Raw genomic sequence first — 26,495 nt, 5'->3', positions numbered from 1 at the left:
TATACAAATAAAAAGGTTTGAGAAGTTTACTCTGAAACCTTCTCCTTTTTCAGGATGCTGTTAAGTGATCTCAGCAGAGCAAGATCATTCTCGGAATCTATACTTGCAGTCTTATTTTTGCCTCCGCAGTATGGACAGGTATCTTTTCCATCAATCCACTGCTCGCCACAGATCAAACACTTCTGTTTTATCTCAGGAACCAAATTATCACCATAAAGGATTATAAGAAAAAATTCGGGGAATATGTAGAACCTCATCTTATATAAATCTTCCTGAAAAATTACTTAAAGGACCACGAAGAGAGGTTATAAAGGTGATAGTTTGCAATTAAAGGGAATTATACTGTTCATGACAGCCCTTGTCCTTTTTTCAGTGAATATCAGTGATGCTGCGGCAGTTAATATATTCCTCACCTCAGACTGCATAACAGGCAACAGCTCCTCTGACATTGAAAACCTCAACCTCATCAAGAGCTGTATTGAAAACGAAAGTGAACACAATGTTACAGTGGACCCCAAAGCCCCGAAACCTGGTGAGGGTGGCCGTGCAATAAGCTGCACTCCTCAGGGGGGAGTAGCGATTTACCTTGCAGCCTCCTGCCCTGGGGCAATGAGAGAAGTCGCTAAACTTGCAGCAACCACATCCAAGGGTGTGATATTTGTAAACACCGGGAAACTCAACCTCAAAAATACCTACATGCTGAGGAGGGCATGGGACGATAACTTCTCCACCAGGTACTTTGCAGGTATCAGGTACCCCTACAGGTTCCTCACCTCCGCAGGTGTAAGAATCATACAGCCGAACATTGACTGTCCCGGCGCATCCTGGGAAGAGAAGTGCCGGTTCATAGCATCGGAGATCATGAGAATCCTGAATGAAACCCCCGGGATTACCCAGAAGAAGGGGAGATTCTACAACAGCAAACTCATAGCCTACCACAGCATTGACCCTGCAGTTATGGCCCGTGTGGCTAATGGAATACACACTGACCTGAAAAACGGCAGAAAACTCAAAAGGACCTACAATGGTTACAGACCAGAGACATTCCTTCTCATGGTAACAGACTACATGAACGGACCCATAAGATACCTGAAGGTAAGGGGACCCTCAAATCCTGGTGTTAAGAGCACATTCCATGGTTACCTCTCAAGGACCGAATACCGGAAACTTGCAGCCGATGTCAACAATTACATGAGAAGGTATCTGAGGGCACCGAATTATATACGGTTTAAAAATGGAATAATAGGTTACAGGGACCTCCTCAGAATGTACTCAGGGATTACAAGGACCCACACATCCAGTAAAAAAATGCAGCTACCATCATCCGTGAAAATCTAATTTTTTAGTGGCTCCTCATAAGGTGAAGGTAACACCACACTTCAATTTTTTTCTTAAACCTTTCCAACCGGCGCCATGTAAATGGTGAATTCATCCACACCATCAACCCCCAGCACCTCATCAAGGTACTCCTGGTCATAGGCTGCGACCGCACATGTACCCGCACCTATGGCCTCACAGGCAAGGTAGAGGTTCTGGCAGACATGTCCTGCGTCAATGAGGATCACCCTGTGGGCTGCAAGACCATACCTCCACTCCATCCTGTATGGTATCGTGGTCCAGATGAATGTCACAGCGGATTCTCCTGTGAAGCGCTGGTGGAAGGATGCCTCCACTATCCTCTGGGAGAGGTTATCGTCAAGGTACTCAACCAGCAACCGGTGCACCGATGGTATGTACCTGTAGAGGCCCTCCTCGAGGCCCTCCACATTGAATACCGCAAGGTAAGTTTCAAAGGTGTGCCTGCAGCCGGCTGATGGGACTGTGCGGAAGGCACTGTAACCTGCAACCATCCTTATCCCCTGGGTGGCCCAGAGAAGAAAAGAGAGTTCCTCAAGTTTCAGGGGCCTGTCAGTGTAACTCCTGCGGCTCTTACGGTTTCTTATGCAGCTTACAATATTCACGTCCACCATTTCAGCCCAGTCAAGTACCGGGAGGTCAATCATTTCAGCATCCTCTGGCCATGGCTTCTCGAATGGTGGTGCAGCCACACCCATGCTCTGGGGTGTTTTTGAAAAATCTATCCTCTTCCTTATACTGTCCTTCAGGAAGTAACGGTTCCTTTCAATCTCATTCATCAGAATCCCCCCACACTTATATCTTCACAAGGATCTCATTCCTTCTCAGGAAACCGGGGACTGCAGGATGGTTATACTGGGCAACTATGAAGCTGGACCTGGGTTTTATGGAATTTTCTCTGAGCCACTCCCTGAATTCACCAGTTCTTTCCTCCACCATTCTCTCATTTACCCTTCCTGAAAATTTATAGACCGCAAACCTCTGATTCTTCTCAGCCCTGAACCTTATACGTGTGTCATTGGGCTCTGGAAGTGTTTCAAGGGTGTAGGATGATGGCATGGTAAAAGATATCCTGTAGACTCCCCCATCATCAAGTTTCTCCTCTGTAACCGGTGCTGCCATTGGTATCTTCTCCCCCAGCCTGACTCCAGTTACTGGGGATGTCATTGGAATCTCCTCCCTGCGCCTGTTATTCCCGAATATGTAGTCTGCAAGGATGGAAAATCCCCTAAGCATCGCATCCCTGAAGTTCCCCTCAACATCCACCTGTGCCAGTATGTACCCGGGATAGCACCTTATCTCAAAGTCACCGTCTTCCAGTTCAACCTCATAATCTGGACTCTCAGTCAAAAAAACAACCCCCTTACAACTTATATATCAGACCATATATATCTAGGTTACATGATGTGGATAGTCGAAGCTTACTGTGACCTCTGCAGGGCTAAGAGAACCCTTGAAGTTGAAGGTAAAACACCACCCTACCCCATTGGAGATAGAATAGAGGAGTGTCCCTGTGGCGGTAAATATGTGGTGGAAGAGATAATAGAGGTCTGAACATGAAGATGGAAGAGTTTCTGAAGGAGTGCCCTGTGTGCGGCTGCAGGGACAAGGTTGTTAAGAGAAAATTCATGGATGAGCACAAGTCAAGGACGTCCCTGAAGGAAATCGTCTGTGAAAAGTGTGGCCATGTATTTGAAACCGCTGATTAGGTGATGGAATGGCATTCCATGTTATGATCATCCCCTCAATGAACTGTCCCTCCGACTGCAGCTACTGCTGGGGTGTTGACCGGGACTCAAAGGTGATGGACACTGAAACAGTGAGGGAAATGGTTTCATGGCTGAGGGATTTCAGAAAAGAACCCGCCACCTTCACCTTCCATGGGGGAGAACCTCTCCTTGCAGGTTACGAATTTTACAGGAAAACCCTGCAGCTGATATCCACTGAACTCGATTTTCTAAAGCCCGCATTTGCCATCCAGACAAATCTATGGCTCATGACCGACGAACTGGCAGAACTCTTTGCAGAGTACAGCATACCCATCGGCTCAAGCCTTGATGGTCCCCGAGAAATAAATGATCACCAGAGGGGTGATGGTTACTTCGATAAAACCATGAAGGGCTATGAGATAGCCAGGAGGCACGGTCTGAAGGTGAGCTTCATAAGCACATTCACCTCCTACTCCATAAGGAGAAAGGAGGATATATTCGAGTTTTTCCTTGAGAATAAGATGAACATGAAGCTCCACCCGGCTCTCCCATCCCTCAAGAGCCCCGACCCTGAGGAGTGGGCCATAACCGCAGAGGAGTACGGGGATCTCCTCCTCTACCTCCTTGAGAGGTACCTTGAGCACTTTGGTGAAATCGAAATACAGAACATTGACCACTTTGCAAAGAGCGCGTTCCTCCGCAGGGGTGTTGTGTGCACACACGCGGACTGTGTGGGGAATACCTTTGCAGTTGACCCCTACGGGGACATATACCCCTGTTATCGCTTCGTTGGCATGAAGGATTACATAATGGGTAACGTATCTGACAGGCCCAGCATGGAGGATCTCAATGAAAGTGATGCCCTCCGGTCCCTCTATGACTGGAGAAAAATGGTTGATGATGAATGCGGTGACTGTGAATTCTACAGATACTGCCTCGGTGGCTGCCCATACAATGCCATAACAGTCGAAAATGGAGTGCGGAGGATAGATGGCGTCGACCATCAGTGCCAGGCCTACAGGATGATCTTCACTGAAATCAACAGGAGGGCCAACAGGGAGTTTCTTGAATCTGGAATCCTTGGAGGGCAGAAGAAGAAATCAAAACCTGGCGTGCTGGATATAATGATGAAATAATAAAGTTATAACTATGAGACACTCATTAAAGACCGGCTTCAGCTTCGGTCTTACATCGGCCATAATAACCACCCTTGGCCTTATGGTGGGACTCCATTCAGGTACCCATTCAAGGCTTGCGGTGATTGGAGGTGTGCTCACAATAGCAATAGCCGACGCCTTCTCTGATGCCATGGGCATACACATCGCCGAGGAGTCCGAAAACCGGCACAGCGAAGTTGAGGTGTGGGAGTCCACCATTGCAACCTTCATGAGCAAATTCGTCTTTGCCATCACATTCCTCTTACCTGTTCTTTTACTGGACCTGACAGTTGCGATCGCAGTGTCAGTCATCTGGGGCCTTCTACTTCTGGGTATCCTGAGTGTACATATTGCAAGGTCACAGAATGCGCCCCTCTGGAGGGTGCTTGGTGAGCATCTCATGGTGGCAATCCTGATTATAGTGATAACACACTACACAGGTGACTGGATAGCCTCAACATTTGGCTAAACCCACTTTATAAAGACCCATATACCACTACAATCTCAAAATTTGAGAAAAAACAGTATCAGGACCCTATTGAGTTCATGATCTCCCTACAGGATACACTGCATGCCAGGTCAAGTGCCCCAGATATGCATGAGTCGTCACCCTCAGAAACCCATGAACCCCAGAGTTTCATTGCCTCCATTTCAGGGTCATCAGGGACAGGAACCATTACAGGTTCAAGCATCATTGCACGTATCTCATAGACGGTGTGGAGGTACCCGCTGGATCCAGAGGATGTGTGTGGACCGCAGATTCCATCAGAGATATAGTGGCTTGCAACACCATAGCAGTAGCTGGCATAACTGTAGTTACCTGAATCATAGCTGATTTTTCCCTGATCTAACCAGAACCTGGCCTTTTCAAGGTTATATGGGTATACATGATATTCAAAATCAAAGAAAACCGTGTCAGGGTCGTCTGCCCCATTCTTCATCTCATCAAGGCTCAGGCGGGTTTGAACATCAGAGGGCATTGCATGATAGACCCTCTCTGCAATATCATGGTGATTCTTTACAGACCAGGCCGATGCCCCCGGAATCTGTGATGCCACAAGAATCAGGAGCGCGGCTATAAAAATAGACCTCATCTCAACCTCACAGTAATCAGAGAATTTTTATAGAAATAATTAGGTTCTCACCATATAAACCTTTTGTGAGATAGCGTGTGAATTAATAAAAAAATTTATGGTGAAGCTTAACTTTTTATGATGACTACCCCTATTAATAAAAAATTTACAGTACACGCTTGAGTTCCATGGTACCGTTACATGCGTAAACCTCTGCAGGTATTGAAAATGTCTCAACACAGGTTTTCACAGAATCTGCGATTGGGTAGGGTGCAACTATCCAGAACCTGATGCCATCGGTGTATGCAAATCTTCTCCATTTTCTTATATCACTATTATCGGTGCTTATCTCAACTACAATTTCATCGGAGCCATTAAGGGCATGGACATCAGGCAGGAACCCTTTCAGCATACGTGGTCTGAGTTTCTTTTTACCGTTATTCACCTTTAAATCGTATCCCTGATCTCTGAGGTGTTCAACAACCGTTTTTAACATTATGGAATATTTCTCCTCGTTTTTACTGTAATTTAAAGGTCTTTTGATCATTTCAGGCCCCTTAACTCTTTTTTATCATGATGCCAGAAATTTATTTTTCTGAACATTGTATATAGTATTGTCCGATGTAGTATAAATACTTATACCCCATAGAGATTGCACTGCAAAAAATATATATATTGCTGGAATATAGTAGATATTGGTGATTATGATGAGCGTTCTTGATGATGAAACTCTGAAGATGAGGTACATTGAACTTGTCAGGAAGGGTATACTGGAGAGTGATGAATGTGCTTCCTATGCCAGCAAGGATGAGTTGAAGCCCTGTATGAAGCAGAAGGTTGCTGAATTCGATGACTTCTTTGTGCCGGGTACTGTGCTTATAAGTGAAAAGGCATCCTACAGGCTCAGGGTTGGATACCCAATGGAATAAACATTTTTCTGGTAATAACCGCAAACTTCAAATCAAACCTCCTTTTTTTTGTAAGTTGATTCGCAAACCAACTCCTTTTTTGTAAACCCGTACCTTAAACTTCATTATATTATAACGAGTTTACCTGCATCTGTAATGGAGTATCTATCAAACATCTGGGACTGCTCCACAAGCCCCATTTCCATCAGACCAGAGAGATGCTTGTAGACCATAGCCCTTGAAATGCCGACCTTCCTTGCAATTAAAACCGCGTTGAGGCTTTCCTCCTCAAGGGCCTCGAGTATCCTGAGCCTGGTATCAGATATGTCAAGTTTCAGTGGGGGAAGACGCACCGCAGAATCCCCAAAGCACGTGTAGATACCATCCACCCCCTCACGGTGGGCTAAAAATGAGAGTAGGCCACCAAGGTCACTTCCATCGAATGCAACATAGACCTCCCCATGCTTTTTAGCACCCCTTATGACCTCTGCTATCTTTCTGGCGGCCTCAATGGGGTTTCGCCCCTCAACCCGAATAATACCTCCCTTTATGAATTTCTCGAGACATGTATCATTGAAGTCCTCTGCCTGTACCGATATCAGCCCATCTATCTGGGCCTTCACAGCCACATCAAAGAGGCACCTTCCCCGCAGGTTACTCACAAGCGTCTTCATACCATCACCATTTACAGATCTCAGTATAATAGATACTAATCTCATCATAATATATAATCGTATATGTCTGATTTCCAGAAATGGGAATCCTTAAATTATGATATGTGGAAAATGTTCATCAAAGAACATTAAACAACAGGGGATGTTAGATGACTGTTCAGGAGATGAAAATCGCAGGTGATGATCTCTCAACAAGGGACATCAACAGGAAGATAAAGGAAGGGCTGAGGGATAACATAAAGAAATTCAGCATAGAGAGCAACGCTGAACTGGACTCCATTGTTGTGGGGATAAGGGAGGAAGCAGAGTTCATCCTCAGTGGAAGGTTCGGTGACTTCGTTGGGGCACTCAACCACGGACCAAAGATAGAGATTCATGGAAAAACCGGGAGATACGTTGGCAACAACATGACCGCAGGGGAGATAATCGTCCACGGAGATGCAGACGATGGTGTGGGTTTTGGAACCTACAACGGAACAATAGTGATCCATGGAGACGCAGGTGACGGAATCGGGCAGCTCAACAAGGGCGGTGTGATCATAATCGATGGGGACATAGGTGACCTTGCAGGTCTCTACATGCTGAGCGGAGACCTCATAATAACAGGGGACACCGGTAAAGATATAGGTGACTGGATAATTGGCGGCAACATATACGTTGCTGGAGACTTCGAAACCGGAACCAATGCAAAGGTCCTGGAACCTGAAAGGGATGATCTGAACAAACTATCATCACTCTTCAGCAGATACTCAATAGACGCCTCTCCAGAGGAATTCAAAAAAATACAGCGCAAGGAGATACGTCCATTCTACGGTTAGGTGGTTTAAATGGTGCAGATACTCTTAACAGAACCTGAAAAATGTGATGGGTGTAACAAGTGCGTGGAGGCCTGTGAGGAGGTCCTTGGAAGAAGTGCCATATTCCTCAACAAGATGGACACGGGATACCATGCAATCGTATGCCAGCAGTGTGTTGACCCGTCATGTGCACGGGGATGCTTCAGGGATGCCATCCAGAGGGAAAACGGTGCAGTGAAGATCGACCAGGAGTCATGTGTGGGCTGCAAACTCTGCATGCTCATGTGCCCAATAGGTGCAATAACATACACAGATGATGGGATGGTTAAGTGTGACCAGCAGTGCATGGAAAGCCCCGGTGATACACCTGCATGTGTGGCTGCCTGTGAACAGGGCTGCCTGGAGGCCCTTGACGTTATGGAGTACGTCAACGACATCCAGAGGGGCTTTGAAATCAAAAAACCCACCACATCATCCATAACGCCCTCATCACCATCATCAGACCTTGCAGCAGCAACACAGGGACTGTGTGTATTCTGTGGTACCTGCGAAATCGTCTGTCCCACAGACGCAATAGAGATTGTTGAGGACCATGCCGAGATAGATAAGACCAAGTGTATAATGTGCGGATCATGTCTTGCAGCATGCCCTGTTCTCCTGCCAACAGGCGCAGGAAGCATATGGGACCCAAGGACAATTGCAGATATCAGGTACACATCCAAGGCAGGTAAATATGTCCTCAGGGGATTCGGTACAGAGAGGAGGCTGCCAAACTTTGACGATATAATAATACTCCCTGCCCAGGCATCAATTCCCCCTGTTGACAAGTACAGGGAGCCCTGCAACACCAGCGTGGTGCTTGGTGACAGATTTGCAGAGGAACCACTGGTCCTCCAGACCCCTGTACTCATTGCGGGTATGTCCTTCGGTGCCCTCAGCAAGGAGAGCAAACTGGCCATGGCCAAGGGCACATCCCTCGTGGGATCCTGCGCCAACACAGGTGAGGGCGGAATGCTACCCGAGGAAAGGGAACTTGCAGATAACCTCATGGTACAGTACTCCAGCGGCCGCTTCGGTGTATCCTCAGACTACCTCAACGTGGCAGATGCAATAGAGGTCAAGATAGGGCAGGGCGCAAAGCCAGGGATGGGTGGGCACCTCCTGGCAGAGAAGGTAAGCCCTGAGGTTGCAAAGATCCGTGGAATACCCGAAGGAACAGACGCCCTCAGCCCTGCCCGTTTCCTTGACGCCACAAGGGAGGGCGACCTTGCAAAGCACATAGAACTCCTCAGGGAGGTCACCGACTGGAGGGTTCCAATTGTTGTCAAACTTGGACCTGGAAGGGTCTACGAGGACGTCCAGATCGCAGCCGAGGCCGGGGCAGATGTGATCTCAGTTGATGGAATGGAGGGTGGAACAGGTGCTGCACCTGAGGTTGTTATAGAGCATACAGGTGTTCCAACCCTCGCAGCCCTTGTGCAGGCAGTTAACGGTCTCAATGACATCGGACTCAAGGATGAGGTTGACCTCATCATAACCGGCGGTATCAGGAGCGGTGCCGACGTTGCCAAGGCCATGGCAATGGGTGCAGATGCGGTCTACATCGGTACAGGTGCAATGATCGCCATGGGATGCCGTGCCTGCCGCATGTGCTACACAGGTAAGTGCCCTGTTGGTGTGGCAACACAGGACCCTGTCCTCAGGAAAAGGATGGACGTGGACCTTGCTGCCAGAAGGGTTGCCAACTACATAAAGTCCATGACCGAGGAGGCCAAGATGCTGGCACAGCTTGCAGGCCACGACGACATAAGGAAATTCAGCCCTGATGACCTGCGTGCACTGGACACCAACACAGCGGAGATCACTGGACTTAAACTCATAAACCAGTGAGATTCGCTGAAACCTTTTCCTTTTCAAAAATCCCCAAAGTTCTTTTTCACAAACCCTAAACCACAAAATTCCAAGAAACTTTCTTTTCCCGCTGAAATTGATAAAGGATTTATCGGTTGAACACTGAATAGTTCACATGGACACAAAAAGCAGGAACATAATCTGGTGCTGCTCTTTGCAGGGGTCTTCATGGGGGCGCTCGATATAGGAATAATCGGCCCGGCGCTTCCTGCAATTGAAAAATCATTCCATGTGGACCCCCGCCTTGCATCCTGGATGTTTGCATCATACATACTTTTCTTCATGGTGGGAACACCTGTCATGGCAAAGCTCTCAGACAGGTACGGTCGGAGAAACATTTACATCCTTGACATAACCCTCTTTACAACGGGATCCGCCATAACAGCGTTATCACCATCATATCCCCTTCTCATCCTCGGAAGATAACTTCAGGGATTCGGTGCCGGGGGTATCTTCCCTGTTGCAAGTGCATTCATAGGGGACACGTTCCCCCCTGAGAGCCGCGGCAGGGCGCTCGGTATCATCGGATCGGTATTCGGTTTCTCATCAATAGCAGGTCCCGTGCTTGCAGGTTTCATACTCCCCTACGGGTGGGAGTGGCTGTTCCTCATCAATATCCCGGTGGCAGCCATCATTGTTATAGCAGGATTCTTCATACTCCCCGTCACGGTTAAGGATGATGAGGGTGGTTTTGATGTCCTGGGGACCATCATACTCGCCGTCCTTGTAACATCACTGGCCATTGGCATAAACCAGCTTAATACAGCAGATATCCCGGGAAGCATCACAAGACCAATCGTTTCACTTCCCCTTTTAATCGCCATGGCACTTCTACCCATCCTCTGGCGTGTTGAAAACAGCGCCCGGGATCCCATAATACAGGTGGACCTACTCAGGGAAAGGGAGGTCAGAATTGCAACTGCAATATCTGCAGGCAATGGCCTGTCACAGTCGGCCATCGTCTTCATACCAAGCTATGCCCTCCTGGCCCTTTCACTATCAGAATCAATGGCCAGTTTCAGTTTACTTCCATTTGTGATGACAATGGCCCTTGGGGCACCTGTTATCGGTTTCCTGCTTGACAGGGTGGGGTCAAGGACCGTGATGGTCTCAGGTAGCCTCATACTTATAACTGGGTGCCTGATGATGGCCCTTCTATCATCCACCTTGGGACTCTTCATACTGGCCGAGGTTCTCATGGGCCTTGGCCTCATAACAGTTATAGGGGCCCCCCTGAGGTACATAATGCTTTCTGAGGCTCCCCCTGAACACAGGGCCTCCGGCCAGGCCCTCCTGAATATACTTTCAAGTGCTGGTCAGCTGGTGGGTGGTGCCATGATCGGGGGTGTTGTGGCATCCATTGGAGGAACCGGTGGTTACAGGTATTCATTCCTTCTCCTTGTGTTTGTCGCCATGACCATCTTCCTCCTATCAACACGCCTCAAGAGAAGGGAAGAACAGCTTGCTACCATGAAAAGGAACCTTTAGGTAATTCTATTAATCAAAAAAGTTTTTTAGAAACCATATACGCGTGATTACTGCTACTAAAAAAATTAAAAGTTTGGGTTATTCCGATGTGAGATACTGGTAGGTGAGTGCTGCAAGAACCGCCCCCACAATGGGCCCTATGACGTAGATGGGGTAGTAGTTCCAGAGGTTAGTGCCTGCAAAGATCATGTCATTGAGGTAGGGGCCAAAGGTACGTGCCGGGTTCAGTGAACTTCCACTTATGTTACCCAGTGTTGTGATTATACCGGCAACCGTGAGACCAATTATGATCCCTGCGAATCCCTTAGGGGCCCTCTCATCAACTGCAATACCCATTATTGTGATCATGAGGAGGAATGTACCAACCACCTCTGCAAGCATTGCCTGCCAGTAGCTGATCCCAGGAAATGGTGCTGTTGCCCCCAGCCCACCAACGGTGGCCGCTCCTATACCAGCACACTGGAGGAATATGAAGCTCCCGAATGCAGCTCCAAGGAGCTGTGCAATGATGTAGGGTACGACTTCACGTCCAGGGAACTTCTTAACAGACCATAACCCTATGGTAACTGCCGGGTTTATGTGGCAGCCCGAGATGTTTCCCAGGGCATATATGCTGGCAGCTATTGCAAAACCAAAGGCGAGACCTATTGCAACCCAGTCCCCGAGTCCCCCAAGGAGCCCTATTCCAATATTGAATGGGTTGGGGGATGTACCACCAGATGCTATCATCAGTGTCACCGCGGCTGACCCCGCCCCAAAAAACACAAGAATGAAGGTCCCTATAAACTCGGCGATGCACCTTTTTGTAAGGGATACCATGCTAGTCCTCCTTCATGAGGTTGTAGCAGTAGGGGCAGAGTATCCTTGGCAGGGTGCCCTGAACCTTCTCTGCCGGGAAGGGGTAGCCGCCACTCCATACCTCTGTTTCCTCACGTATTGCGTGTTCTGTGCAGAGGCCCATACCGCAGACAATGCATATGGCCACAGCATCGGTATCCTTTCCCTGCTCTGCACATACATAGCATTTCATACCATCACCCGAAAAAAGAAGTGTTTTAAGGCTATACAGCCTCTCTCCACTGGCAGTGGTTGTGCCTGAAGTCCACAAGTGCTGCCGCTGCACAGTTCTTACAGGTCCTTGCAGGTGATGCTGCGCTCTCCTTATGGAGTGCGATTATGTTGGTCATGAGGGTTGCTGTTACAGGTTCACTTGTAAGGAGGCATGGGTAATCGGCAAGTCTCATGAGGGCTGAGAACCTCACGGTTATTGCACAGGCAGGGTATGTGTAGCGCTGCGGGTTCATTATAACCTCGTTTTCATGTATCGGTGAGAGGTCAACCTTATGTCCAGCGACCATTGGCTCAAGTGGGCCCTCTGCTCCGTTTAGCATCCTCCTTGCCTCATCCAGGTGGGTCCATCCACGGTATATCATGTCCATGAAGTCACTGTTGTGGAGCTCTGCTGCAGCCCCCCTTGTGGGGTATAACTGGACATAGTTGTGGAACCTCTTGGTGAGGAGGTCAACAACACCGATTGCATTGAATCCGTCGAGTTCAAGTATGTACTCAACTGCACATGCAGATGAACCTGTTGCAAGGCTCAGCACATCATATTCGCTCTTAAATGAGCTGACTGCACTGTTAAGTGTGCTTTCCATAACCCCTGTTGTTGCCTCGATTATGGCCATCACCACATCATCCTTGCACATGTTGTAGGTGGACTGGGCTATGTGGTGTGATATGTCACCGACGCAGTACGCCGGTACCGTGAGTATGTTGCCGTAGTGCACCCCATCATCAATGGCGGCCTTCACCGTCCCCTCCATCTCCTTCCTGTAGCGGGACATGTACTCCCTCACATCGAAGGACTCGTGTCCATGATCGTCCATGAGTTTTGCCTGTGCCTCAACAGGTTCCTGGTAGATGTATTTCACCATCTCTATTTCCTTCTCTGCCGCCTCTGCAGCGGTTGCCCCGTTTTCGATCTCATTTGCGAATACCTCTCCAATACCATAGGAGGTGTTCATACCCCATGACTTTGCTGAGAGGATCGCCTGTTTGTGCATCTCGGGTATGTCTGTTTCAGTGAGGATCCTGTTCACCACGTTGCTTGTGCTTCCTGGCATGAGGGCGAAGTCAACCACACAGGTTGGTCCATAGAATCCTCCATACCTTCTTATTGCCTCCCTTCCTATGAGGGCCTCTGCCCTTCCTATTGCATCTATGAATGCCTCAAGGCTCTTCTCAAATTCACTGTCCTCGTCCCTCAGTATCTCCAGGACCACGGGTGTCTGGTAGTGTTCAACGAAGGGGTCATCCTCTGGTCTTATGGTGTCTGTAAGGCTGTCAAGTATCTCATAGTGGGCCTTCACTGAGTCCTTGTGCAGGTTTATCACCGCCTCGCTCTGTTCTCCGACAGCCTTCATGTCCTGCACAACGTCCAGGTAGGCCTTTGTATCCTTTATTTTAAACTCCTTTCCCCTGTTCTTTTTTATGGTTTCCACATCGGCTTTCTGGGCCATCATGGCCTCTTTTACCATTTTCTCATATAACTCAGCCATTAGATCACCTTCGGTAGAAAGGTCTCCCGGATCAGTCCCCGTTTGACCACATTCATTAAATAGATCACCTTCATTAATATCACTTTCTAAAAGTTACAAGACAAAAGTTTTAAATAAATGTTGTTCTCTGAAAAAATTTCAGTTTATAATGATTATTAATTAAAATTTTTGGAGTTGGGGTAAATATGAAGTGGTAGCAGACACATATACCGTTACGGTGATGGCATGCAGGTTGACTTCAGTATGGAAAACATCAGAAGGTGCCTCTGCCTTGAGTGTCCCGTGCAGAGCAGGAGTCAGTGCGTGGCAGATAAGAAGAAGATAATGCTCCTCATAACCCAGCAGGACCTTGACAGTGCCATGCGCATGGACACCGACAGGGTTCCAGGGGTCTACTGTTCCACAGGTAAAGCCATTTGCAGGGATATAGATCCCCATGAGGAATGCCTCTGCAGTGGGTGTGAGGTCTGGCGTGAGCACAGGTTATCTGAGGATGAGGTATCTGAGTACTTCTGTGTCAGAGAAAGGTAACTTCGTAATATAGATGTATAATGAAGTTGGTTCCCTGGTGTGGAAAGATGAGCAGAAATGCAGGATCTGGACCGCCACATATATACCACAACAGCAATAAACCATGAATTTGAGTTGAAATTTATTTGTACATCAGAGATGTCTGTAAGTGACATCATAGTATACCTCCGAGGTGAAACATATCCAGCTATCACACATATCCGTAAGTGACATCATAACCGTGCTCACACCCACCTGCAACCTCAGGTGCAGGTACTGCTTCTTCACCCCACGAAACTGCAGGGAGTATGATGCGGAGAGGATAGCAGACCGGGTCCTGAGGATCAGTTCAGAGGAGGGTATAGACAGTGTGCTCATAGCCGGTGGTGAGCCCACACTGCAGAGGGACCTGCCTGAATTCACAGAGGCCCTCAGCAGGGACCTCCATGTGACCATCTCAACCAACGGCACACGGTGGGAAATCCTGAGGAAGAGTACATTCCACGAGGTCCACGTTGACCTCAAGGCACTCGATGATGAGAAACACCTGCAGCTCACAGGAAGATCAAACAGGTCTGTCCTTGAGTGTATAGAGGAACTCACAGGTTCAGGTAAACTGGAGGTCTCAACTGTCCTCATCCCTGGAATCGTGGATGTTGATGAGATTGAAAAAATCGCGGAGTTCCTCTCAGAGTGGGACGTTCCCTACCGCATAACCGGTTATGTTGGCTACAACAACAGCCTGGGTGCCCGGCGGCCCAGGGATGATGAAATAGTGAGGGCTGCGGAGATAAGCAGGAAGTACCTCAGCAGTGTCTCAACATCACTGGACTTCCGGAGGCATAAGAGGAGAAGGATGGTCCTGGACCACATCTAAGGAAAACGATGATCCTGGAAAACATCTGAACAGGCGATGCTCCATCAGATGTACTCCTCTGAGATTAAAATCAAAAAATATATAAATGCTGCGCCTTTTATATTGACAGTAGGTTGGGGATCTTATGAGAAAAGCGCTGATTCCGGTTATGGTATTATTCTTGCTGGTTATGGGTGTCTTCACTGCAGCTGCGGTCAATGAGACTGGAAACAATTCATCAGTGAATAACACTTCAACTCCCCGTGGGGGTGTGGTGCAGCCACTTTCACTGTGGTCATCAGTAACCGTTGAGCCATCCACCATCAGCCTTGGAACGGTACCCCCTGATGGGATTGAGAGGAGCTACCCCGACGCTGTAACAGCAACTGTAAACTACATAATCGCCGGTGGTGATACCCTCTCTGTAAGGGCATCAGGCAACCTTGTAAATACAGCCAACAGTTCACTCACGATACCCCTCTCCAATTTTAAGTTCAGCACACCAAGCCTAAGCAAGAGGCCATTTACAACCTCCAACCAGGTCATAATGACATATTCTGGATTTATAGGATCCTCAAGTGTTCCACTCAGCCTTTACATAACTGTGCCTACATACACGGATCCAGGCACATACTCAACAACCCTCATCTACACATCAACCTGATTTTGTGACAATAATCACAAATTCATTTATACGAGTATGCCGACGACAACAGCCAGATAAACCCTGACATACAGGAAGTCACAGACGAAAACGGAACAAGGATCAACTTCACAAGGACCTTTGACCCGGCAGCCAACATAACAAAGATCCTCTTCACCTACGGGAACATCACAAACACCACACGGTTCACCATAAAGGTCAGGGCCCCCGGTTACAGGGAACTCTCACACACATTCCAGCTCACAGACTACGGGACAAAATACGCTGCTTACCTCTCCCTCAGGATGAACGCCACAGACGCCTACAGACTGGGAAGGGAGATCACCAGGAAGGCTGACAAGATACTGAACTTAACAAAAACAGGTGATGTCCTGGTTATAACAACAGCCGGAACAGCATACTACAGGAACCAGACATCAGAGGATGTCCTTGAGGGCATACTCAACCAGGCCCGCGGTAGAGTGAGCTACGGGAAGGGTAACCTTCTGATGCTCAGAAAAACACGCCTCGACCCCCTGGACTTCGCATTCATCGTAAGGAAGGGAAACGACCTCATAGTGGCATACTTCAAAAACGCCAGCATGACACCACTCTACGTTGGAACCGTGTCACAGAACATGACACTCACACAGTACCAGGCACTCCAGAAAAAACTCGGAAGCGACACATTCCCCATAGCAAGCCTTGCAAACGCATGGGCAATAGGACTATCACCTGACATACTCAGGGAGGCGGCATTCCATGGACACGTCTGCCTCGGTACCATCAGCGGATACGCAATGATAGAGACACTCCTAAAATACTACCCTGCAACCAATGAATTCGGACTTCCACTGGAGGGTGTCAGTTACCAGGTTGTTGGTGTGCCCGGTGGATCAGACGATGACGTATTCATATACGCCATGGACGCAACACCAGGTAAGAGGGCCTACGTTGGTTTCAACACAACGGCGGACACCAATATTGTTGGATTCATCAGGTGGAACTCAAAGACAAAGACAGGAACCCTCATAATAATGGCCTACAGTCAGCAGGAACTGATAAACAAATACAAACAGGAAACAAAAGCCACGGCGGTCTCTGAACTCAAGTTCAATGCATGGGCAGTTAAAAAACTCACAACAAGTCCCGAATCACTTGTGAAGATCCTCTACGCATTCGACAACCTCACACAGGACCAGGTCAACTATATCATGGGATATGAACCCACCAAGGGTAACACAACCATCAGTGCAGCCGGACTCGACCTCAACTACATACTGAACCAGACAAACCTTGTGAATGCAACACCGGCAAACAGGACATACATTACAGGAAACCTCACCTACGGTGACCTCAAAAACATCGGGCGCCTTGCAGCCGAGAAGGCCGTGGAGCTCTTCAGGGCAATGGGTATAAACCTTGAGAAGGATGACTACCACCTTTTCGTGCTGACATCCGCAGGTTATGTGAGGATCAACGGCCAGGACACAGGCGCTGTATGGGATGGAATATTCGATGTGCTGGGATCAAGGTTAAGCAGAAAGACACTCCTGCCTGTCCATGCACCGCTCTGGGGTCAGCTGAAGTTCGACTTCTGCCTAATCAACGGGACCCAGAAGATAATCAGGTCAATGTACTACAACCTCACAACAGGAACATTCACTGTTCAGAGTTCAGCGAATTACATAATCCAGGAGGTACTCCCCTATGATCCGCCATTCGACGTGCTAATGGGCTGGCTCTTCCACAACCATGTCTGTGGTGGAAGCTCACCCGGTTACCTCATAGCAGACTACATATTCCAGAATTATCCCCGGGGTGAGAACGAGAAGTACATCTACGTTACAACACTGGACAACTGTAAGGATGACATCCTCTTCATGCTCCTGGGGGTTTCAGCTGGACAGGGAACCTACTCCAACCAGAGGCTGACAACTGAGGAGACAAGGCTCGAGACAGAGGGCGGTATGAATGGAATGGTGGGCTACATAGTGGTATGGGATGAGAAGACCAACACAGGAAGGGTTGCAATAATCACCTGGCAGGGCCCACGCTTCGCAGCCGGATCCAACATGTACGAGGAATATATCAGGCTCTACAAGCACGACTACTCATCACCTAACCTGATAGCCCTGCCGACGGTCAGTAAAGCGGCTGAGCGATTCATAAACAGGGAAGAACTCAACATACTCCTCTCAGGGGGTACAGGGTCCATGAATGCGCTCCAGTACATATTCAGCATCCCAGCAAACAGGACACGTGAAGACCTCATCCCGGTGAACAATGGCGGAAGCCAGAACGGAAACCAGGGAGGAGTACCCGGCATTCCAGGCGGCTCCACAGGTGGTTCAACCGGGGGTTTACCCTCAGGTTCCCATGGTACCGCAGGCCATGCAGATTACACGCCGGGTGCTGAGCATACTGCTTCGCCGGCTGATGTGAATGCGGCATCTGAGGTTTCAGAGGATTCTCCCATGGAGGCTAAGAGGGCCTATGAGGTTACAAACGCAACCTCCACTTCTGGCGGCGCTGACTCCTCATGGTACGTTTATGGTATCGTGGGTGTCCTTGTGGCCGCTGGCCTCGTGGCCTTCGGTTTCGTGAGGGGCGGAGCTGGAAAGTGAAAGTCCTCTTTTTTCTATTTTTTATATCATCACTCCCTGTTAAGGAAAAATTTATACATGTGCATCCCTCATATTATCATGGAGGTTTTAAAATGAAGAGGGGTGTGTCATTAATTCTCGTTCTCGTCCTCATGCTGATGCCATGCTCCTATGCATGGAAGACCGTCACCCACTATGACGCCGCTGAGGCCATCTATGAGAAGCTTCCATCCTCCAAGAGATCAAAGATCAACATTAACGCCATGATCGACGGATCCAACGACCCTGACGAAAAGTTTCATGATACTGTTAGGCACAGCTTTCCCAGAAGCTTTACAGAGGCTAAAAAGTGGCTTGACAGGGGTAGGAGTGCCTACAGAAGCAAGAATTACAGGTATGCCAGTTACTGCTTTGGTGTTGCAAGCCACTACATCACAGACACTTTCTCAGCACCTCACTGTGTAAGTGGAGAGTCATCTACACTCCATAACAGCTACGAAAAACAGGCCACGTACCTTGCACCCAGCATAAGCTACGTTTCAGGGGACATCTACAGCCTCATGCAGCGGGGCTACCTCAATGGAAGGAGCGACTGGTCAAGGTGGACAAAAACCAAAAGCAGCTCGATAGTCCAGAGGGACCTCAATATGGGGACCAGCGTAGCCTACAGGGCAATAAACCTTGCCATGAATTAAAACCCCAATTTTATTTTTTTGGAAGATAAACCCATACATCATCCATCAAAAAAGTAAATTTTCAGAACTCCGAGACCTGAACCAGCCACTGAAGAATAAATAATCAAAAAATAATGTGTATTTTCAGAACTCACCTAGAAGCTGAGTTCAGATATCCTTTCCATTGCCCTCACAGTATTTTTAAGGGAGTTGAATGCTGTTAGCCTGAAGTATCCCTCACCGCTCGGTCCAAAGCCAGACCCTGGTGTTCCAACAACCTCCGCCTCATTGAGTAGCATGTCAAAGAACTGCCACGAATCCATGCCCTCAGGTGTCTTTATCCAGATGTATGGTGCGTTAACACCACCATAGTACCTCAGACCGGCACTTTCAAGGCTCTCCCTTATTATCCTTGCATTCTCCATGTAGTAGTCTATTGACTCCCTTATCTCCCTCTGGCCCTCAGGTGTGTAGACCGCCTCGGCGGCCCTCTGCACAGGGTAGGATACCCCATTGAATTTTGTTGTCTGGCGCCTGTTCCAGAGCTCCTTAAGGGAGTGCATCCTCCCCTGACTGTCGGGGACCTCCAGTTCCTCTGGCACCACAGTGAAGGCGCACCTTGTACCTGTGAAGCCGGCGTTCTTTGAGAAGCTCCTGAACTCAACTGCAACCTCCCTTGCACCCTCCACCTCATAGATGCTGTGGGGTATTCCATCCTCCTGTATGTAGGCCTCGTACGCTGCATCGAATAGTATTATGCTGCCACTGTCCCTTGCATAGTCAACCCACTCTGCGAGTTGCTTCTCTGTGAGCGCTGTTCCTGTGGGGTTGTTGGGGTAGCAGAGGTATATGAGGTCAACCTTCTCCTCAGGAAGTGCTGGTATGAATCCGTTCTCCTCTGTGCACGGAATGTACACCAGACCACTGTACCTTCCAGTCTCATCTGCGGGACCGGCCCTTCCCGCCATAACGTTGCTCTCCACGTACACTGGATAGACAGGGTCTGTCACCGCGACCACATTGTCCTGTCCAAAGATCTCCTGGATGTTTCCTGTGTCACACTTTGCACCGTCACTTATGAATATCTCCTCGGGTGAAACCTCAACACCCCTTGAGGCGTAATCGTTTTCTGCTATGGCCTCCCTGAGGAATGGGTAACCCTGTTCAGGTCCATATCCCATGAAGGTTTCCTCGTGAGCCATCTCATCGACGGCCCTGTGGAAGGCCTCCACCACCGCGGAGGGGAGGGGCCTTGTAACATCCCCTATACCCATCCTTATCACATCGGCGTCAGGGTTTTTCCTCTGGAAGTCCTCCACTCTCCTGTTTATCTCAGAGAATATGTAACTGCTTTTAAGTAGCAGGTAGTTTTCGTTTACTGTCACCATGATTTAACCTCTCAGAAACTAATTTTCAGGTAGGTTCCCTGAAGAAGAATGATATTATCATGTAGTCCACAGGAGTTAATAAAAATTGCTGTATAAAAAGTTGCAATCCCTGTTAATGGGGCTGAATGCCATCAACAATAAGGTCTCAGATATTTATCTGAAGGTTTTACATTCCTCCACGAACTTCAATGCTCCTTTGATTATAATAATTGCTTCTTTCTGATCTATTTCTGAAAGGATACCATAATCCGCCTCTTCCCTATCTTCATATGCCCTCAGAAGTATGTCAAATATCTCCTTCTGGAATCCCCCATTCTTTACGAATTTGAGTCCAAACTGTGAAATCAATCCCCTGTGAGTCTTCGGGTAAATGTTCCTCCGTGATAGCAGCGCTCTTGCTGCAAAGAACATTGCGTAGTATGCTCTGCTTACAGCATCTCCATAGAATCCATGTTCGCACAGTGTTCTGGCAGCCTCAAGTTTCCTGACTGCCTTTTCCATTAAAATTTCCTCATCACCCAAGCACCACACCCTCTTTCCTTATTCTGGAGATGAAATGGGTGTCCCCCAGAAGCCTGTATTCCTCAGGGGAAATTACCTTAACTGAGATATGGACACCTGTACTGAGGAGTATATCGCGCGCCTTCCTTATGACCTTATCCTTTATTTCAGTTTTTTTTGTGGAGATTATGATTATGTCTATATCAGAGCCCTCTCTATCATCCCCCCTGGCAACGGACCCAAAAAGGATTATTTTTTCTATTTCAGGATAATTCAGTGACTCTGAAAACTTCCTGGCAAGTTCAAGTCTGTTCATCATTACCCCCCAGAACGAAGTGTGAACCCGAAGATCTATTGACAGTTTCAGATCTTTTCGCCATTATAATTAAATTTATGTGTGCTCCCAGTAGAGTCTACCTGTTTAATCTGTCCACTGAAAGACGATCTCGCTCACAGACAAGCCGTGCGTCTTCGACGTCTAACTGTTTGATCTGTCCACTGAAAGGCCTTCAAGAAAAAAAGGGTTTAAAGAGGTTCCCATTCATTTATGGGCATAATAGAATACCAGTCTCTCCCCTGATGAATCAACCCTGGCAAACCCGAATCTTTCAAGCTGTACCACATCATCAACCTCAAGTTCTGAGGCATCTCCCTCAATGACACCCTCAATCTCTGAGGCGTCAGGCATCACGACCACTGCCTTGAGGGCTGATTCAGCTGGAACCCAGTGTATCATGGCTGCCTGCAGCTCCCTTGCCTCCTCGATGCCCTCACTGTGGTATCTGAGTTCACCATCAGAGTAGATCACGTTAACAGCATCTATTAACCTGAGAGGACCCTCCCTGAGGTCCCCACGGGGGAGGTACACGTCCCCATTCAGCTCGAGGATGCGGTTACCCAGTTCAGGTTTATCAGGGTGCAGGGATCTTTCAACCCTGATGGGTCCTGGCAGCCCCTCTATTTCGAACCTGACAGGGTCTGCCGCGAAGAAGTACCTCCTGGCTTCTTCCTCCAGGATGTTGCGGTTGAGGCCGTAGATCTTCTTCCAGCTCATGGTGGAGTCTGCTATCTTGACACCGATCTCAACCATGAGTTTCCTTATTGCATCAGACCTTATACCCCTCCTTGCGATGGCCCTGATGGTTCCAAGGCGGGGGTCATCCCAGCCAGAGTACTTGCCCTCGACTATTCCCTCCCTTGCCCCTGATGTGCTCAGTGCAATGTCATCCATCTTAAGGCGCCCGTAGTGTATGAATACAGGGGGCTCCCAGCCCAGGTGCCTGTAGAGGTACTCCTGTTTTTCACTGTTTGCAAGGTGGTCCTTGCCCCTTAGGACATGGGTCACCCCGAGGAGGTGGTCGTCCACAGCAACCGAGAAGTTCATCATGGGGTACACCCTGTAGCGTGTACCTGTGCGGGGGTGTTCGGCCTCCACTATCCTCATTGAAACCCAGTCCCTTATGGCGGGGTTGGGGTGCTGGAGGTCTGTCTTAACCCTCACAACCGCTGAGCCCTCTGGCATCTCAAACATCTCCCTCCAGCGCTGGAGGTTCTCCCTGACCCCCAGGTCACGGCAGTGACAGGCCTTCCCCTCATTTTTGAATTCCCTGAATGCCTCGGGGGTGCATGTGCATACGTATGCCCCGCCCCTCTCTATGAGCCTCTCTGTGTACTCATAGTAGATCTCCATTCGGTCGCTCTGGATGATGGTCTCATCCCATTCAACACCAAGCCACTCCAGGTCAGAGGGGATCATATCATAGGCCTCCGGGTCAACCCTTCGGGGGTCGGTGTCCTCGATTCTGAGTATTAGTTTGCCATCATACCTCCTGGCGTATTCATGGTTGAGGATGGCTGCCCTTGCATGGCCTATGTGGAGTGGTCCGCTGGGGTTGGGGGCGAACCTCAGTACAACCTCACCCTTAACATCAGGGAGGTTCCTGAGTCCCTGTCTCTTCTTCTGCTTCCTCTCCCTGATCTCAAGACCTAGCCTCTCCATTTCACTCTGCTGTTCTTCGGGTTTTAAACTGTTAACCTTCTCAACAGCAGCCTGAACAGCCTCCTTGACCTCAGGGGCCCTCTTTCTGAGTTCAGGTTCATTGCTCATAACGGCCCCCATGACGGCGCCCGGGTTTGCCTTTCCCTTATGCTTAACAGCATTCATGAGTGCGTAGCGGTAGACGAGGTCCTCCACCATCATCACCTAGTGTTCCCTTTCAAGTACAAAGTCAGCTATCCTCATGAGTGCGTCCCTTGCATCTGAGTCTTCAAGTATCTCAAGGCGCTCCTTGGCCATCCTCACATAGTCAAGGGCCACCTCATGGGCATACTGGGTTGCACCGTAGCGTTCAAAGATCTCTATGGCCTCAGCGACACTGCCCTCATCACCTGATCCGAGGATCGATATGAGCCTCTCCCTGTCCTCCTCTGATGCCTCCTCAAGGGCCTTTACAACCATGAGGGTCATCTTGCCCTCTGCTATGTCACTGCCCACAGGTTTGCCCAGAGATTCCTCATCACTCACCACATCCAGGTAGTCGTCGTGTATCTGGAATGCGAGGCCGATGAATTTGCCGTAGTCCTCCAGGGCCTCAACCTCTCTCTCTGATGCGCCCCCCATTATGGCACCTGCCTTTGTTGCTGCTGCAATGAGGGCTGCGGTCTTCTTGTAGATCATCTCCATGTACTCATCCTCTGTGACATCCAGCCTCTCCTCAAAGCCCATGTCAAGGGCCTGGCCCTCACATATCTTAACGCATGAATCAACCACCACTGCAAGGGCATCCTTCACCCTTTCTGAGTCCCCGTTCCTGATGACGGCCTCGAAGGCCTTGGAGAAGAGGACGTCCCCTGCAAGTATGGCCATGGGTTCACCCCATATGACATGGACTGAGGGTTCCCCTCGCCTCATCTCATCATCATCCATTATATCATCGTGAATGAGTGAGAATGTGTGTATCAGTTCTATGGCCGCAGCCACCCCTGCAGCGTCCTCAGGGTTTCCGCCTACAGCCTCACAGCTAAGGAGTGCAAGTGAAGGTCTTATCTTCTTACCACCTGCTGTTATGAGGTGTTCTGATGCCTTAAGGAGCGTATCAGGTGTTATGTCGCTGATGCACTCCATTATCCTCTTATCGGCCACTTCAGAGTACTTTCTGAGAATATCTAATACTTCCGTCATCGGATACCTCCATTAAATACCTGTGCCTGTCCATTCCTCAAGATGTGTATGTCGTTACCCAGCTTGTAGCCCTCCTCCTCTGCTATCTCGGCGTAGGCCGAGAGCATGCTGAGGTCTCCGTGGGCTGGTATTATGTGCATGGGGTTGAGCATCCTTATGAAGTCCCTGTGGTCCTCCCTACCTGCATGCCCTGATACGTGTGCATTTGTGTAGATCCTTGCACCGCTTGATGCCAGGCGACGCTCCATGAGGTTCCTGTTTGCAACGTTCATGGGGTTGGGTATGACGGGGGCTGATATCACCACATTGTCACCCCTCTTTATCCGGAACTGGGTCTTTGCATTGGCTATCCTAGGCAGCAGAGCATCGGGTTCCCCCTGGTGACCTGTTGTGATGAGGAGGTAATCCTCACGCTTTGCCTCTGCACGTGCAAGGGCCCTGTTAACAGCCTTTGGACTTCCATATATGCTGGCATTCTCAGGGAGTTTGAGTATGCCCATGGCCTCTGCGAGTCCACAGTATCTCTCCATTGACCTTCCAAGGAGGAGCATCTGCCTGTCGCTCTGTGATGCTATGTCACTTATGGCCTGTATACGCTCCATGTGGGAGGAGAAGGTGGTCACTATCATCCCGTTCCTCTCCTCAAGGGGGTTCTTCATTATATCCTCAAGGACTATCCTTGCAACCTTCTCTGAGTGTGTCTTGACCTCCTGCTTCTCGTTGGCCCTGGTTGTTTCAACTATCATTGCCAGGACGCCCTTCCTTCCAAGCTCCCTGAGGCGGTGGTAGTCAGGTGGTGGTGATATCTTCTGGTGGTCATCGAATTTGAAGTCAAGTGCATAGACTATTATACCCTCCGGTGTGTGGAGTGCTGCTATAACTGACTGTGGTATACTGTGGGTTGACTGTATGAACTCCAGTGTTATACCAGGGGATATCTGGCACTTCTCCCCTGCATTGAGGACCTGGAGTGTGTTTAGGACATTGAACTTTCGCTCTGCCTTTATTGTCCTCTCTATGAGTGCTATTGTGTAGGGTGTTGCTATTATGGGGGCCTGGTACCTGTGGGCCAGCTTTGCAACCGCCCCTATGTGGTCCAGGTGCCCGTGTGTGAACACTATTGCCCTGACCTTTCCATCAACGTCCTTCATGAGGGTATCATCGGGTATGACACCCCTCTCTATGAGGTCCAGGCTGTGCATCCTTGCAATGTCTGTGTCCTCATGTATGTGAACCCTGTCAAGGTGAATCCCCATGTCAAATATTACAACATCATCCCCCACCTTAACGGCGGACATGTTCTTACCTACTTCCTCGTATCCGCCGATCGCTATTACTTCTACGCTCAAATTATTACCTCCTGGCGTATTTTATTGTTTCAAAGCCCCTTTCATTTAGCCACTCTCTGGTTCGGCCCATTATTATGACTTGTGAATTTCTGAGATCGTCAAGTGTTTCTGCACCTGCAAGGTACATGGCGGTTTTAAGTGCCTCGTTGAACCTTTCAATTACCCTTATAACGGCCCTGTAACCCTGGCCTGCAGCTTCAAGTACCGGGAGTGCTATTCCAGCCATTGTTGCACCTAGGGCTATGGCCTTTGCAGCGTCAAGTCCGCTTCGTATACCCCCTGATGCAATCACAGGCACGTTTACTGACTCTGCAACCTCCACTGTGCTTGCAGCGGTGGGTATTCCCCAGTCCCAGAAAAGCTCACCCAGGTATCTGTCGTCTGCACGGTAGGTTTCAACTGCGGCCCAGCTGGTTCCGCCTGCACCTGCAACGTCTATGGCCGCCACCCCGCATGCTTCAAGTTTTATGGCGTCCTCTGAGGATATACCTGCGCCTGTCTCCTTGACCATTACAGGGACATCCATGGACTTCACAATTGATGATATGGATTCGAGGGCCCCGGTTGAGTCCACGTCGCCTCCGGGTTGTATTGACTCCTGGAGGGGGTTGAGGTGCACTGCGAGTGCATCTGCATCTATCATCTCAACTGCCCTCTCTGCATATTCGATGTGGGAGCTTCCAATGTTTCCCACGAGCATTGCTGATGGGGCCTCTTTCCTTGCTATGGCGTAGGTCTCCTCAACCTCAGGGTGTTCAACACCTGCCCTCTGGCTTCCAAGTCCAAGTGCAATTCCGAGTTCCTCTGCGGCCCTTGCAAGTTCCCTGTTTATTTTGAGGGCTGCAGGGTGCCCGCCTGTAATTGCACTTATCATTATGGGTGATGAAAGCTCTTTACCCAGGAAATCCAGTCCTATATCTATCTTTTCCCGGTTTATCTCAGGTATGGCCCTGTGAACCATTTCAATTTCCTCGAAGCCTGTGCTCTTCCTGTACTCCACGTCACAGCTTGTGCACAGGATCAAATGCTCCAGTTTTCTATCCGAAATCATTTTAACGCCCTTCAAATTTCCCTTAATTGATAATCCTGAACTATCAGGTTATGATCATGTCTTAATTCCCTTAATTGATGATCTGAATCGATGATCTGGCCT

At 49.0% G+C, this 26,495-nt stretch carries 30 protein-coding genes and 1 pseudogene; 15 read left to right on the top strand and 16 right to left on the bottom strand.

The window, feature by feature from the left end:
* Positions 1-26 precede the first annotated feature (26 nt).
* Positions 27-257: a toprim domain-containing protein gene (locus tag MTBMA_RS02790; protein WP_048174896.1), complete on the bottom strand. Its 231-nt coding sequence runs from the start codon at positions 255-257 to the stop codon at positions 27-29.
* 64 nt (positions 258-321) lie between these two features.
* On the opposite strand from MTBMA_RS02790, the gene MTBMA_RS02785 reads away from it, so the two are divergent.
* Positions 322-1,338, top strand: coding sequence for a pseudomurein-binding repeat-containing protein (locus MTBMA_RS02785; protein WP_013295385.1), 1,017 nt, complete (start codon positions 322-324; stop codon positions 1,336-1,338).
* A 53-nt stretch (positions 1,339-1,391) separates the two neighbouring features.
* Here the strand turns inward: MTBMA_RS02785 and MTBMA_RS02780 are convergent, their stop codons facing one another.
* The gene (locus MTBMA_RS02780; protein WP_013295384.1) at positions 1,392-2,135 is read right to left on the bottom strand and encodes a SagB/ThcOx family dehydrogenase; all 744 of its coding nucleotides are present in this window, start codon (positions 2,133-2,135) and stop codon (positions 1,392-1,394) included.
* Positions 2,136-2,151: 16 nt separating this feature from the next.
* Positions 2,152-2,706, bottom strand: a complete 555-nt coding sequence (locus tag MTBMA_RS02775) for an SOUL family heme-binding protein (protein WP_013295383.1) — start codon at positions 2,704-2,706, stop codon at positions 2,152-2,154.
* Positions 2,707-2,757: 51 nt separating this feature from the next.
* Between MTBMA_RS02775 and MTBMA_RS09065 the strand changes: the two genes are divergently transcribed.
* From MTBMA_RS09065 to MTBMA_RS02765, 4 genes are read left to right on the top strand one after another with little or no spacing between them, the layout of a single operon-like run.
* Positions 2,758-2,910 carry a hypothetical protein gene (locus MTBMA_RS09065; protein ID WP_171770391.1) on the top strand — a complete coding sequence of 51 codons (153 nt, stop codon included), beginning with the start codon at positions 2,758-2,760 and terminating at the stop codon, positions 2,908-2,910.
* A gap of 2 nt (positions 2,911-2,912) precedes the next feature.
* Positions 2,913-3,065 (top strand): TIGR04165 family Cys-rich peptide, encoded by a 153-nt coding sequence (locus tag MTBMA_RS08870; RefSeq protein WP_013295381.1) that lies wholly within the window; start codon positions 2,913-2,915, stop codon positions 3,063-3,065.
* 8 nt (positions 3,066-3,073) lie between these two features.
* Positions 3,074-4,201, top strand: a complete 1,128-nt coding sequence (locus MTBMA_RS02770) for a TIGR04083 family peptide-modifying radical SAM enzyme (RefSeq protein ID WP_013295380.1) — start codon at positions 3,074-3,076, stop codon at positions 4,199-4,201.
* A 13-nt stretch (positions 4,202-4,214) separates the two neighbouring features.
* Complete coding sequence (locus tag MTBMA_RS02765) at positions 4,215-4,691, top strand: VIT1/CCC1 transporter family protein (RefSeq protein WP_013295379.1); 477 nt, start codon at positions 4,215-4,217, stop codon at positions 4,689-4,691.
* Between the two features lie 58 nt (positions 4,692-4,749).
* Here MTBMA_RS02765 and MTBMA_RS02760 read toward each other — a convergent pair whose 3' ends face one another.
* Positions 4,750-5,316, bottom strand: a complete 567-nt coding sequence (locus MTBMA_RS02760; RefSeq protein ID WP_013295378.1) for a zinc dependent phospholipase C family protein — start codon at positions 5,314-5,316, stop codon at positions 4,750-4,752.
* A gap of 145 nt (positions 5,317-5,461) precedes the next feature.
* Positions 5,462-5,842, bottom strand: coding sequence for a hypothetical protein (locus tag MTBMA_RS02755; protein ID WP_013295377.1), 381 nt, complete (start codon positions 5,840-5,842; stop codon positions 5,462-5,464).
* Positions 5,843-6,002: 160 nt separating this feature from the next.
* Between MTBMA_RS02755 and MTBMA_RS02750 the strand changes: the two genes are divergently transcribed.
* Positions 6,003-6,224 carry a hypothetical protein gene (locus MTBMA_RS02750; protein WP_013295376.1) on the top strand — a complete coding sequence of 74 codons (222 nt, stop codon included), beginning with the start codon at positions 6,003-6,005 and terminating at the stop codon, positions 6,222-6,224.
* A 104-nt stretch (positions 6,225-6,328) separates the two neighbouring features.
* On the opposite strand, the gene MTBMA_RS02745 is transcribed toward MTBMA_RS02750, so the two are convergent.
* A complete protein-coding gene (locus tag MTBMA_RS02745) occupies positions 6,329-6,877 on the bottom strand; it encodes an ArsR family transcriptional regulator (RefSeq protein WP_013295375.1) in 549 nt (182 codons plus the stop codon).
* 149 nt (positions 6,878-7,026) lie between these two features.
* Here MTBMA_RS02745 and MTBMA_RS02740 point away from each other — a divergent pair, with 149 nt between their 5' ends.
* The 4 genes and pseudogenes from MTBMA_RS02740 (at position 7,027) to MTBMA_RS09185 (ending at position 11,073) form a co-directional block, all read left to right on the top strand.
* Positions 7,027-7,695: a GltB/FmdC/FwdC-like GXGXG domain-containing protein gene (locus MTBMA_RS02740; RefSeq protein WP_013295374.1), complete on the top strand. Its 669-nt coding sequence runs from the start codon at positions 7,027-7,029 to the stop codon at positions 7,693-7,695.
* Between the two features lie 9 nt (positions 7,696-7,704).
* Positions 7,705-9,564 (top strand): glutamate synthase-related protein, encoded by a 1,860-nt coding sequence (locus tag MTBMA_RS02735; protein WP_013295373.1) that lies wholly within the window; start codon positions 7,705-7,707, stop codon positions 9,562-9,564.
* A 165-nt stretch (positions 9,565-9,729) separates the two neighbouring features.
* Positions 9,730-10,209: pseudogene (locus MTBMA_RS09190) on the top strand (MFS transporter); the annotation flags it as partial.
* Between the two features lie 198 nt (positions 10,210-10,407).
* The gene (locus tag MTBMA_RS09185; RefSeq protein WP_238523414.1) at positions 10,408-11,073 is read left to right on the top strand and encodes an MFS transporter; all 666 of its coding nucleotides are present in this window, start codon (positions 10,408-10,410) and stop codon (positions 11,071-11,073) included.
* A gap of 78 nt (positions 11,074-11,151) precedes the next feature.
* Here MTBMA_RS09185 and aqpM read toward each other — a convergent pair whose 3' ends face one another.
* The 3 genes from aqpM to MTBMA_RS02715 are packed head-to-tail and all read right to left on the bottom strand — an operon-like array spanning position 11,152 to position 13,634.
* Positions 11,152-11,892 (bottom strand): aquaporin AqpM, encoded by a 741-nt coding sequence (gene aqpM / locus MTBMA_RS02725; RefSeq protein WP_013295370.1) that lies wholly within the window; start codon positions 11,890-11,892, stop codon positions 11,152-11,154.
* A 1-nt stretch (position 11,893) separates the two neighbouring features.
* Positions 11,894-12,103 carry a DUF2180 family protein gene (locus MTBMA_RS02720; protein WP_013295369.1) on the bottom strand — a complete coding sequence of 70 codons (210 nt, stop codon included), beginning with the start codon at positions 12,101-12,103 and terminating at the stop codon, positions 11,894-11,896.
* 31 nt (positions 12,104-12,134) lie between these two features.
* The gene (locus MTBMA_RS02715; protein ID WP_013295368.1) at positions 12,135-13,634 is read right to left on the bottom strand and encodes a DUF2193 domain-containing protein; all 1,500 of its coding nucleotides are present in this window, start codon (positions 13,632-13,634) and stop codon (positions 12,135-12,137) included.
* Between the two features lie 225 nt (positions 13,635-13,859).
* Here MTBMA_RS02715 and MTBMA_RS02710 point away from each other — a divergent pair, with 225 nt between their 5' ends.
* The 5 genes from MTBMA_RS02710 to MTBMA_RS02690 all read left to right on the top strand — a co-directional run bounded on the left by MTBMA_RS02710 (position 13,860) and on the right by MTBMA_RS02690 (position 18,944).
* Positions 13,860-14,165, top strand: a complete 306-nt coding sequence (locus MTBMA_RS02710) for a DUF2769 domain-containing protein (RefSeq protein WP_013295367.1) — start codon at positions 13,860-13,862, stop codon at positions 14,163-14,165.
* A gap of 172 nt (positions 14,166-14,337) precedes the next feature.
* Positions 14,338-15,021, top strand: coding sequence for a radical SAM protein (locus MTBMA_RS02705; protein ID WP_013295366.1), 684 nt, complete (start codon positions 14,338-14,340; stop codon positions 15,019-15,021).
* A gap of 169 nt (positions 15,022-15,190) precedes the next feature.
* On the top strand, positions 15,191-15,664 hold the full coding sequence (locus MTBMA_RS02700; protein WP_231855385.1) for a hypothetical protein: 474 nt from the start codon (positions 15,191-15,193) through the stop codon (positions 15,662-15,664).
* Between the two features lie 284 nt (positions 15,665-15,948).
* Positions 15,949-18,270 carry an FmdE family protein gene (locus tag MTBMA_RS02695; protein ID WP_013295364.1) on the top strand — a complete coding sequence of 774 codons (2,322 nt, stop codon included), beginning with the start codon at positions 15,949-15,951 and terminating at the stop codon, positions 18,268-18,270.
* A 92-nt stretch (positions 18,271-18,362) separates the two neighbouring features.
* Positions 18,363-18,944 carry a zinc dependent phospholipase C family protein gene (locus tag MTBMA_RS02690; RefSeq protein WP_013295363.1) on the top strand — a complete coding sequence of 194 codons (582 nt, stop codon included), beginning with the start codon at positions 18,363-18,365 and terminating at the stop codon, positions 18,942-18,944.
* 134 nt (positions 18,945-19,078) lie between these two features.
* Here the strand turns inward: MTBMA_RS02690 and MTBMA_RS02685 are convergent, their stop codons facing one another.
* The 7 genes from MTBMA_RS02685 to fni form a co-directional block, all read right to left on the bottom strand.
* Positions 19,079-20,314, bottom strand: coding sequence for an LL-diaminopimelate aminotransferase (locus MTBMA_RS02685; RefSeq protein WP_197538716.1), 1,236 nt, complete (start codon positions 20,312-20,314; stop codon positions 19,079-19,081).
* 150 nt (positions 20,315-20,464) lie between these two features.
* The gene (locus MTBMA_RS02680) at positions 20,465-20,833 is read right to left on the bottom strand and encodes a HEPN domain-containing protein (RefSeq protein WP_013295361.1); all 369 of its coding nucleotides are present in this window, start codon (positions 20,831-20,833) and stop codon (positions 20,465-20,467) included.
* Positions 20,826-21,128, bottom strand: a complete 303-nt coding sequence (locus MTBMA_RS02675) for a nucleotidyltransferase domain-containing protein (protein ID WP_013295360.1) — start codon at positions 21,126-21,128, stop codon at positions 20,826-20,828. Before MTBMA_RS02675 ends, MTBMA_RS02680 begins: the two co-directional genes overlap by 8 nt.
* Positions 21,129-21,353: 225 nt before the next feature.
* On the bottom strand, positions 21,354-23,012 hold the full coding sequence (gene gltX / locus MTBMA_RS02670; RefSeq protein WP_013295359.1) for a glutamate--tRNA ligase: 1,659 nt from the start codon (positions 23,010-23,012) through the stop codon (positions 21,354-21,356).
* Positions 23,013-23,015: 3 nt separating this feature from the next.
* On the bottom strand, positions 23,016-23,993 hold the full coding sequence (gene idsA / locus MTBMA_RS02665; protein ID WP_013295358.1) for a short chain isoprenyl diphosphate synthase IdsA: 978 nt from the start codon (positions 23,991-23,993) through the stop codon (positions 23,016-23,018).
* Positions 23,990-25,342, bottom strand: coding sequence for an RNase J family beta-CASP ribonuclease (locus MTBMA_RS02660; protein ID WP_013295357.1), 1,353 nt, complete (start codon positions 25,340-25,342; stop codon positions 23,990-23,992). The genes idsA and MTBMA_RS02660 overlap by 4 nt, the downstream gene beginning before the upstream one ends.
* 4 nt (positions 25,343-25,346) lie before the next feature.
* Positions 25,347-26,393: a type 2 isopentenyl-diphosphate Delta-isomerase gene (fni, locus tag MTBMA_RS02655; protein ID WP_013295356.1), complete on the bottom strand. Its 1,047-nt coding sequence runs from the start codon at positions 26,391-26,393 to the stop codon at positions 25,347-25,349.
* Positions 26,394-26,495 lie beyond the last annotated feature (102 nt).

The sequence above is a fragment of the Methanothermobacter marburgensis str. Marburg genome (assembly GCF_000145295.1).
Classification (GTDB): Archaea; Methanobacteriota; Methanobacteria; order Methanobacteriales; family Methanothermobacteraceae; genus Methanothermobacter; species Methanothermobacter marburgensis.
Note: the sequence above shows the minus strand (reverse complement) of the source record. Positions and strands in the feature narration are given on the sequence as shown.

Excerpts from the sequence above, each read along its gene's own strand:
- gltX (WP_013295359.1), bottom strand. The coding sequence starts at position 23,012 with ATGATGGTGGAGGACCTCGTCTACCGCTACGCACTCATGAATGCTGTT.
- MTBMA_RS02760 (WP_013295378.1), bottom strand. The coding sequence starts at position 5,316 with ATGAGGTCTATTTTTATAGCCGCGCTCCTGATTCTTGTGGCATCACAG.
- MTBMA_RS02755 (WP_013295377.1), bottom strand. The coding sequence starts at position 5,842 with ATGATCAAAAGACCTTTAAATTACAGTAAAAACGAGGAGAAATATTCC.
- MTBMA_RS02790 (WP_048174896.1), bottom strand. The coding sequence starts at position 257 with ATGAGGTTCTACATATTCCCCGAATTTTTTCTTATAATCCTTTATGGT.
- MTBMA_RS02720 (WP_013295369.1), bottom strand. The coding sequence starts at position 12,103 with ATGAAATGCTATGTATGTGCAGAGCAGGGAAAGGATACCGATGCTGTG.
- MTBMA_RS02715 (WP_013295368.1), bottom strand. The coding sequence starts at position 13,634 with ATGGCTGAGTTATATGAGAAAATGGTAAAAGAGGCCATGATGGCCCAG.
- fni (WP_013295356.1), bottom strand. The coding sequence starts at position 26,393 with ATGATTTCGGATAGAAAACTGGAGCATTTGATCCTGTGCACAAGCTGT.
- MTBMA_RS02740 (WP_013295374.1), top strand. The coding sequence starts at position 7,027 with ATGACTGTTCAGGAGATGAAAATCGCAGGTGATGATCTCTCAACAAGG.
- MTBMA_RS02710 (WP_013295367.1), top strand. The coding sequence starts at position 13,860 with ATGCAGGTTGACTTCAGTATGGAAAACATCAGAAGGTGCCTCTGCCTT.
- MTBMA_RS02765 (WP_013295379.1), top strand. The coding sequence starts at position 4,215 with ATGAGACACTCATTAAAGACCGGCTTCAGCTTCGGTCTTACATCGGCC.
- MTBMA_RS02745 (WP_013295375.1), bottom strand. The coding sequence starts at position 6,877 with ATGAAGACGCTTGTGAGTAACCTGCGGGGAAGGTGCCTCTTTGATGTG.
- MTBMA_RS02780 (WP_013295384.1), bottom strand. The coding sequence starts at position 2,135 with ATGAATGAGATTGAAAGGAACCGTTACTTCCTGAAGGACAGTATAAGG.
- MTBMA_RS02690 (WP_013295363.1), top strand. The coding sequence starts at position 18,363 with ATGAAGAGGGGTGTGTCATTAATTCTCGTTCTCGTCCTCATGCTGATG.
- MTBMA_RS02735 (WP_013295373.1), top strand. The coding sequence starts at position 7,705 with ATGGTGCAGATACTCTTAACAGAACCTGAAAAATGTGATGGGTGTAAC.
- MTBMA_RS09185 (WP_238523414.1), top strand. The coding sequence starts at position 10,408 with ATGGCACTTCTACCCATCCTCTGGCGTGTTGAAAACAGCGCCCGGGAT.
- MTBMA_RS09065 (WP_171770391.1), top strand. The coding sequence starts at position 2,758 with ATGATGTGGATAGTCGAAGCTTACTGTGACCTCTGCAGGGCTAAGAGA.
- MTBMA_RS08870 (WP_013295381.1), top strand. The coding sequence starts at position 2,913 with ATGAAGATGGAAGAGTTTCTGAAGGAGTGCCCTGTGTGCGGCTGCAGG.
- MTBMA_RS02695 (WP_013295364.1), top strand. The coding sequence starts at position 15,949 with ATGAACGCCACAGACGCCTACAGACTGGGAAGGGAGATCACCAGGAAG.
- aqpM (WP_013295370.1), bottom strand. The coding sequence starts at position 11,892 with ATGGTATCCCTTACAAAAAGGTGCATCGCCGAGTTTATAGGGACCTTC.
- idsA (WP_013295358.1), bottom strand. The coding sequence starts at position 23,993 with ATGACGGAAGTATTAGATATTCTCAGAAAGTACTCTGAAGTGGCCGAT.
- MTBMA_RS02750 (WP_013295376.1), top strand. The coding sequence starts at position 6,003 with ATGAGCGTTCTTGATGATGAAACTCTGAAGATGAGGTACATTGAACTT.
- MTBMA_RS02770 (WP_013295380.1), top strand. The coding sequence starts at position 3,074 with ATGGCATTCCATGTTATGATCATCCCCTCAATGAACTGTCCCTCCGAC.
- MTBMA_RS02700 (WP_231855385.1), top strand. The coding sequence starts at position 15,191 with ATGGGTGTCTTCACTGCAGCTGCGGTCAATGAGACTGGAAACAATTCA.
- MTBMA_RS02675 (WP_013295360.1), bottom strand. The coding sequence starts at position 21,128 with ATGAACAGACTTGAACTTGCCAGGAAGTTTTCAGAGTCACTGAATTAT.